This is a genomic window from Streptomyces sp. NPDC017225, assembly GCF_044331465.1.
Lineage (GTDB): Bacteria > Actinomycetota > Actinomycetes > Streptomycetales > Streptomycetaceae > Streptomyces.
The window spans coordinates 330,171-337,715 of sequence record NZ_JBIRNE010000008.1; the positions used below are offsets into that span (position 1 = coordinate 330,171).

Below are 7,545 nucleotides of genomic sequence, written 5' to 3' on the forward strand. Positions count from 1 at the left end.
ACCCACCCCCACGGACCCCCACCATTCAAACACACCCCCCGGCCTTTTTTATAACACCCCCGCGCCCCGGGGGCTCAACCCGGCGGCGCGCGGCCCGGGGGGGTGGGGCCCGGGGCCCCCCGCTCCGCTGTGTCGTGCGACCGTGTGTCGTACGACCTCAGGCACCCATCGCCTGAATCAGCGACTTGGGCCGCAGATCGGTCCAGTTGGCCTCCACGTAGTCCAGGCACTCCTGCTTGCTGCCCTCGGCCCGTACGACGGTCCAGCCTGCGGGAACGGTCAGGCGAGCCGGCCACAGAGAGTGCTGGCCCTCATCATTGACCAGCACGACATACGTGCCCTCGGAGTCCTCGAAAGGGTTGGTCGCCATGCAGTCCACCTCGGTCGTCGGATCACGGATCGGTACTACCTCACGCTAGTGGCGGAGTGAGGGTGTGACAGGCAGCACGGCGGCGGTCCGCAGGCAGCTCAGCCGACCGCGCGCCGTGCCCTGCCGGGCTGCCGCATCAGGGCCATCCCGGTCGCCACGACCGTGGCCCGCGCCGCGCCCAGCGCCTCGTGAACCAGTTCCGCCCGGCTCTCGCCGTCGGGCAGCCGGTCGGCCCGCACCAGCAGCAGGGCCGCCTCGAGGGCGGCGACCTGGGCCTCACCCAGCGGGTCGCCGCGGTTAACGGACGCCAGAACGGCAGCGAGCCCGTCGCTGAGACCCTTCTCCAGTGGCTGCGTCACTTCACACTCCTCCATGATGCGGGGCCGGCCCCGGGACGGCTCACAGTACGAGGCGCCGCGCCCCGCGTGCGGCGGTCCGCCGCACATCGACACCAGATGCCCGGTCAACTGCCGCTGAGCTGCCGCTTCAGACGCCGGTAACGCTGATCGGGTCCTCCTAGAGTCCGTGGCCAGAGCACCGCGCCACACCATGGATGGGGGAGAACCATGCAGCCCGCAGCGCCGGCGAACCTCGATCACCGCCATGCGCTGGATGTCGTCGTCACGGGTTCCTCGTCCGACGCGCACACCTGGAACCTGGTCTTCCTGCAACTGCTCCTGGAAGACCTCGGCCACCGGGTGGTCAACCTCGGTCCCTGCGCACCGGACGAACTCGTCGTCAGCAGCTGCCGCGTTCTGACCCCGGACCTGCTGGTCGTGAGCAGCGTCAACGGCCATGGCTACCACGACGCCCGCTCCCTGCTGGGCGCGCTGCGCGCCGACGACGACACCGCGAAGCTGCCCGTGGTCGTCGGCGGCAAGCTCGGCATCGCCCCGGAGGGCCGGGAGGAGAAGGTACGGGCCCTCATCGAGGCGGGCTGCGACGCGGTCTTCGACGAGCGAGTCGCCCTGACCTCCTTCGAGGCCTTCGTCAACGCCCTGCCCAAGTCCGGCCCCTCTTCCGCCTCACCCCGGAGTGTCGCGTCGCCCGCCTCCATCGAGTCGTCCAGGGCCGCGGCACCGTCACCCGCACAGGAGGCAGTCGTCGGAGAGGTCCGGAGATGACTCTGTCCGAAGTGGCCTCCGGGCCCGTCAACGGCGAGCTGCGGTCCGGCTCAGACTTCCTGAGGCTGATGGCCGACGCGCGGCTCGCCGGAGCACTCGTGGTGCAGCCCCGCATGGGGTTCTCCGACCCGGCCCGGATGCGCGAGGGGCTCCTCGCCACCAAACGCGCGGCGGAGTGGGTGGTCGGCACGGTCACCGTCGACAGCTACACACGGGTGGGCGACGAGCTTTCCGCGGTTCAGGCCATCCGTGACCGGATCACCCTGAACGGCTATCCGATCACCGCCTACAGCCCGCACACCACCCGCTGGGTCCTCGACCGCATCCGCTCCGACGGCTTCCCTGTGCAGGTGAGGCACGGCTCGGCCCGCCCCCAGGGCATCACCGCGGCGCTCGTACTCGCCGGGCTCGACGCCACGGAGGGCGGCCCCGTCTCGTACTGCCTGCCCTACGGTCGCACCCCGCTCGCCGACTCCGTGCGCAACTGGCAGGAGACCTGCCGCTTCCTCGCCGAGCTGCGCGCCACCGGCCGCGAACCCCACCTGGAGACCTTCGGCGGCTGCATGCTCGGCCAACTCTGCCCGCCCAGCCTGCTGGTGGCCATCAGCGTCCTCGAAGCGCTCTTCTTCCGGCGCCTCGGCCTGCACAGCGTCTCCCTCAGCTACGCCCAGCAGACCAACGCCGAGCAGGACGAACAGGCCGTCGCCGCGCTGCGCGCACTTGCCTGCGAACTGCTGCCCGACACGGACTGGCACATCGTCCTGTACACGTACATGGGGCTGTACCCGAGGACGGCGCCGGGCGCGGCCCGCCTGCTGGAGGCATCCGCCGATCTCGCGGTGCGCACGGGAGCACACCGGCTCATCGTGAAGACCGAGGTCGAGGCGCACCGCATTCCCACCGTCGAGGACAACGTCGCCGCCTTGCGTATCGCGGCGGACGCCGCCCGCACGGCCGCCCACCGGCCCGCCCCGCGCCCGGCCGTCGAGGACAACCCGGTCCACGCCGAGGCCCGTGCGCTCGTCCACGCCGTGCTCAATCTCCGGGAGGACCTGGGCGAGGCGCTGCTCGAGGCGTTCCGGCGGGGCTATCTCGACGTCCCCTACTGCCTGCACCCCGACAATGCGGGCCGCACTCGCAGCCACATCGACGCCGACGGCCGCCTCATGTGGTCCGAGATCGGGGCCATGCCCATCCGGCATGCCGTCGACGGTCCCAGGCCGCCCCGCCTCACGGCCGCGGGACTGCACGAGATGCTCTCCTTCGTCCAGCGCAGGTTCGACGACGCACTGTCACCCGGCCCACCACGCCAGCTGCCGTCGGCCGCCGGTCCGGCCGTCCCGTCACTGCAGCCACCGGCATCCGCCGCACGCCCAGCACGTTCCGAGGCCGCCTCCGGAGGAACCACCATGTCCTTTTCATCCAGCGGATCCGGCGACGACCCGATGTCGACGCCGCCGGCCTCCCCCGACAAACACCTCTCGTCGCCCGCCACCAAGGCGGTCCTCAAGGTGCAGAACCGGATGCTGACCGCCGCTCGGGCCTTCCTCGCCGAGCGCGGCTTCATCGAGCTGCTGCCACCCGTCATCGGCCCAGTCACCGACCCGGGGTCCCGTGGCTCCAAGCAGGTCGACGTCGACTACTACGGCCACAAGTACAAGCTCATGACGAGCGCGATCCTCTACAAGCAGGCCTCGCTGCTCGCCTTCGACAAGATTTTCTACATTGCTCCCAACGTGCGCCTCGAGCCCTTGGAAGGCGCCGTCACTCACCGGCACCTGGTCGAGTTCCACCAGATCGACGTCGAGATACGCGACGGACGGCGCGAGGACGCCATGGCGCTGCTCGAGGGACTCGTTGCGTACACCGTCGCCGACAGCGCCCGCCACATGGCCGCCGAACTGACGTTCCTCGAACGCGACCCGGACGCCTTCCGCGACGCCGCCGCCTTCGACCGGATCGGACACCAGGAAGCCGTCACCAGCCTGATCGACCTGGGACATCCGCAGGACCCGGGCGCCGAGATCGACTGGCAGGGCGAGGAGATGCTCTCCGCCAAGGCGAGCAGGCCCTTCTTCGTCGTCGACTACCCCAAGGGGTCACGCGGCTTCTACGACCGCGAGGACCCCGGACGACCCGGCGTGCTGCGCAACTTCGACCTGATCGCCCCCGAGGGCTACGGCGAACTGGCCAGCGGGAGCGAGCGCGAACACGACTACGCCACGATCGTCACCCGGATCCGCGAGAGTGGGGAGAACCCCGCCAAGTACGCCTGGTACCTCGACCTAGCGCGCCGCGGCCTGCCGGGCAGCGCCGGATTCGGCCTCGGTCTGGAGCGCTTCACCCGGTACGTCACCGGGTGCGCCGCGGTCTGGCAGGCCTCGGCCTACCCCAAGCTGCCGGGAGTCGTGTCCCCATGACGAGCCGACTGACCGCCGTGGGCTTCCCCGAGGACCGAGTGCGCGAACGGGCCCGGACCGGCGCCGCCGCCGTCTTCCCACCCACCTCCGGCTACGGCACCACCCTGTGGGGCGCCGGCCAGGTCACCGGTGACCTCCTCGACGCGGCCCGCCTCGTCCCCCCGGTCTTCATGCCGCAACGCCTCGAGAAGCTCATCGAGCTCGGCCGCGAACCCCACCACGACGACGTCGACCTCGGCTGCACGCTCGGCGGGTTCGGCTCCCCGCTGCCGTTGTACGTGTCCGCCTTCGGCTCCACCCGCGCCACCGGCGAGGAGCTGGGCGAGGCCGTCGCACGGCAGGCCGGACGCCTCGGCATCCCGCTCGTCATCGGCGAGAACATCGTGCCCGTCAACGGCTACCGCCACGCTGCCGGCAGCGGCTCGTCCCCGCTGCTCGGCCGGATCAGGGCCTATGCCGAGGCAGTCGAGGACGCGCCCGAGCGATGCGGGGGAGCAGTCGTCCAGCAGTCCACCGAGGACGCCGACAGCGAGGTCTGGAACCTGGTCTACAGCGACCCGGCCGTCCAACCGCTGCATGCCGCCGGCCGCCTGGCCTTCGAGCTGAAGGTGGGCCAAGGGGCGAAGCCGGGCCTCGGAGGGATGACCGTACTGCCGCTCGGGGAGGCCGAGGCCCTCGCCGAGCAGTACCGCACGGCCGACATCTTCGGCCAGGCAGCGGGCGGTTCGGACCCGACCGGTGCGGACCGCCAGGTGCTGCGCACCGGAAGCCCCGGCACCTTCACCGAGGAGATCCTGCGCCATCAGGTCCGCCTGATGCGCAACAACTTCCCGCGAGCCCGGGTCTGGGTGAAGCTCCACCCGGGCCGCGATGTCGCACTGGCCGCCGCGACCGCCTGGCAGGCGGGCGCCGACGCCGTCACCATCGACGGTGCGGAGGGCGGCACCGGCTGGGCGCCGCTGTCGTTCCTCGACCACGTCGGACTGCCGCTCGCCGACTGTCTGCGGGCCGTGGACGCCGGCGAGCACTGCCTGCTCGTCACCGGGCGGATCTGGGAGGGCGTCAGAGCCCTCAAGGCCCTCGCCCTGGGGGCCAGGGGCGTCGGCCTCGGCCGCGCCGCGCTGCTCGCCGCCGACGAGGACCGCGAAGCCGGACTGCTGCGCCTGGTCGAGAGCATCGCCCTCGAACTGCGGCTGTTGATCAGCGCACTCGGCAAGTACCGGGTGGACGCCGTCGACGCCGCCGACCTGCTGCTCCCCGACGGTTCGCCGCACCACCCGCCGCAGTACGTGCGGGACCGCCGACCGCTGCAGTCCCCCCTGCAGAGCGGCAGTTACGGCTAGTCGGCCCGTCCTCGGCCGCTCCCGCGCCCGTCCCGCCCTGCCCGGCTCCACCCCGCCCGTCATTCCCCAGCCCCGAAGCCCTTCCGGAGAAGGTGTCGAGATGTCCCAGCAGCTCCCTGTGCAGACCCATGAAGTGACTTCCGTCCAGGAGAGCCTGCTGCTGCGCGCCCAGTACAATCCCCACGCCCGCACCCTCGACGTGGGCCAGGCCGTGGCCGCCCTGCCCGCGGGCCGCACGCCGGACGACCTCCGGCGAGCAGCCGCCGAACTCGTGACCCGGCGGCCGGAACTGCTCGCGCGTCTCGCCCACGACACCACCGGGCAGCCGGTGCGCACGGTGGCGCCCGGCGCACCTCTGCCGTGGACCGAACACCCGGGGACCGACGCCGACGAGGTGGCGGCCGCCGAGTGGGAACGGGGATTCGACGTCGGGGCCGGGGAGGAACCGCTGCTCCGCTTCGCCCTGGCCAGGGCCGAAGGCGGCGGCCAAGCGCTGGTCCTGACCGCGCACCGGGCGGTGCTCGACACCGCCGGCCTGCATTCCCTGCTGACCGCCCTGCTCGCCCGTGACCCCAGCGCGGCCACCAAGCAGCCGGCCGCCGTGCCGGCCCGCACGGAGGCCGACGATGACACCGACGCGGACATATGGCGCACAGAGCTGGTCGGGCCCATCGAGCCGTGCCTCCTCGGCCGGCAGACCGGTGCCGCCGCCCCACGCAGCGAGGTGCTGCCCGTCGCCTTGACGCGCGAGACCGCCGAGCGCCTGGCGGCGCTCGCCGCCCGGCTCAGCACGTCCACGTCAGCCGTCTACCAGGGCATCTGGGCGGTCGTCTGCGCTCGGCTCACGGGACGTCAGGACGTCCTGATCGGCATGGGCGGCGACGACCTGCCGCTCCGGGTCACTCTGGGGACGCACACCGAGGTACGCGACGTCATCGGTGCCGTCGCGCGCTTCCATGAGCGCGTCGCGGGGCACCTCGACATCTCCGTGCCTGCCCTGCGCCGCGTCGCAGGCGTCCGGTCGGAGCTGTTCGACACCGCTGTCGTGGTCGACGACTGCCGCTGGGACGACGGCGTACGGCTGCGGCAGTCCACCCACCACGCGGTCACTGTGATCGCGCGCACCGGTGGGAGCGACCCGGTGCTCGAACTCGCCTACCGCACCGACCGGTTCACCGCGAGCGACGCCCGGGCGACGGCCGGCCTGCTGTCCCGCACGGTGCAGGCCGTCACCGCCGACCCCGGGGTGCTCATCGACGACATCGACTGGCTCGGCGACGAACTGCGCCGCGAACTGGTGGCCGACTACAACGAGACCACCACCACCCTGCCCGAGGGCCCCCTGCACGCCCTGTTCGCCGCCCAGGCCGCCCGCACCCCCGACGCCGTCGCCCTGCACTGCGCGGGACGCACGCTCACCTACGCCGCCCTCGACGCCGCCGCGAACCGCCTCGCACACACCCTGACCGGGCTCGGCGTGCGCCCGGGCGACTCGGTGGCGCTCTACCAGGACCGCTCGCTCGAATTCGTCATCGCGATCCTGGCCGTACTCAAGTGCGGCGCCGCATACGTGCCCCTGGACCCCCGCCAGCCCGCGGACCGGCTGCGATGGATGATCGAGGACACCGGTGTGGGCATCGTCCTCACCGATCGTGACCAGGACGAGGTCGCGTTCGCCGGTGCCGCTCGCGTGCTCGCCGTCCAGGAGATCGTGGCGACCGCGGCCGAGCCGCGGACCGCGCCCGAGCTGGACGTCCACCCTGACCAGCTGGCGTACGTGATGTACACCTCAGGCTCGAGCGGCACACCCAAAGGCGTCGGCACGACCCATCGCAACGTGGTCGAACTCGCCCTGGACCCCTGCTGGGACGCCGAACGGCACAGCAAGGTACTCGCCTACTCGCCGCTCGCCTTCGACTCCTCCACCTACGAACTCTGGGTGCCGCTGCTGCGCGGGGGCCAAGCCGTCATCCTGCCGAGCCAGAAGATCGACTCCGGCGAACTGGCCCGCACGATCGAACAGCACGGCATCACCGCCGTCTACTTCACCACCGCCCTCTTCGACGCCATCGCCCAGGAGTCACCCCGCTCGCTGGCCGGCGTGCGCGAGATCTGGACCGGCGGCGACGTGCTGTCCGCCGTCGCCCTGCGCCGCGTCCTGGACACCTGCCCGGACACCACCGTCGTGCACGTCTACGGGCCGACCGAGACCACCGTCTTCTGCAGCCACGAATCATTCGGCCCCCACCGCCGGGAGGTGGCCGGGCTGACCCTCGGCGCCCCGATGG

6 protein-coding genes are annotated in these 7,545 nt (G+C 71.9%); 4 read left to right on the plus strand and 2 right to left on the minus strand.

Features of this window, described 5'->3' with window-relative positions; all coding sequences use genetic code 11:
- Positions 1-157: 157 nt before the first annotated feature.
- Together ACH4NX_RS20210 and ACH4NX_RS20215 are read right to left on the minus strand one after the other, a co-directional pair.
- The gene (locus tag ACH4NX_RS20210; RefSeq protein ID WP_363139530.1) at positions 158-370 is read right to left on the minus strand and encodes an MbtH family protein; all 213 of its coding nucleotides are present in this window, start codon (positions 368-370) and stop codon (positions 158-160) included.
- A gap of 98 nt (positions 371-468) precedes the next feature.
- The gene (locus ACH4NX_RS20215; RefSeq protein WP_398129209.1) at positions 469-729 is read right to left on the minus strand and encodes a hypothetical protein; all 261 of its coding nucleotides are present in this window, start codon (positions 727-729) and stop codon (positions 469-471) included.
- A gap of 207 nt (positions 730-936) precedes the next feature.
- Here ACH4NX_RS20215 and ACH4NX_RS20220 point away from each other — a divergent pair, with 207 nt between their 5' ends.
- The 4 genes from ACH4NX_RS20220 to ACH4NX_RS20235 all read left to right on the plus strand — a co-directional run.
- Positions 937-1,494 (plus strand): cobalamin B12-binding domain-containing protein, encoded by a 558-nt coding sequence (locus ACH4NX_RS20220; protein ID WP_398129208.1) that lies wholly within the window; start codon positions 937-939, stop codon positions 1,492-1,494.
- Complete coding sequence (locus tag ACH4NX_RS20225; RefSeq protein ID WP_398129207.1) at positions 1,491-3,914, plus strand: amino acid--tRNA ligase-related protein; 2,424 nt, start codon at positions 1,491-1,493, stop codon at positions 3,912-3,914. The genes ACH4NX_RS20220 and ACH4NX_RS20225 overlap by 4 nt, the downstream gene beginning before the upstream one ends.
- On the plus strand, positions 3,911-5,257 hold the full coding sequence (locus ACH4NX_RS20230; RefSeq protein WP_398129206.1) for a glutamate synthase-related protein: 1,347 nt from the start codon (positions 3,911-3,913) through the stop codon (positions 5,255-5,257). Before ACH4NX_RS20225 ends, ACH4NX_RS20230 begins: the two co-directional genes overlap by 4 nt.
- 100 nt (positions 5,258-5,357) lie before the next feature.
- Positions 5,358-7,545: AMP-binding protein (locus ACH4NX_RS20235; protein ID WP_398153361.1), on the plus strand; the 2,188-nt coding region annotated here is incomplete at its 3' end.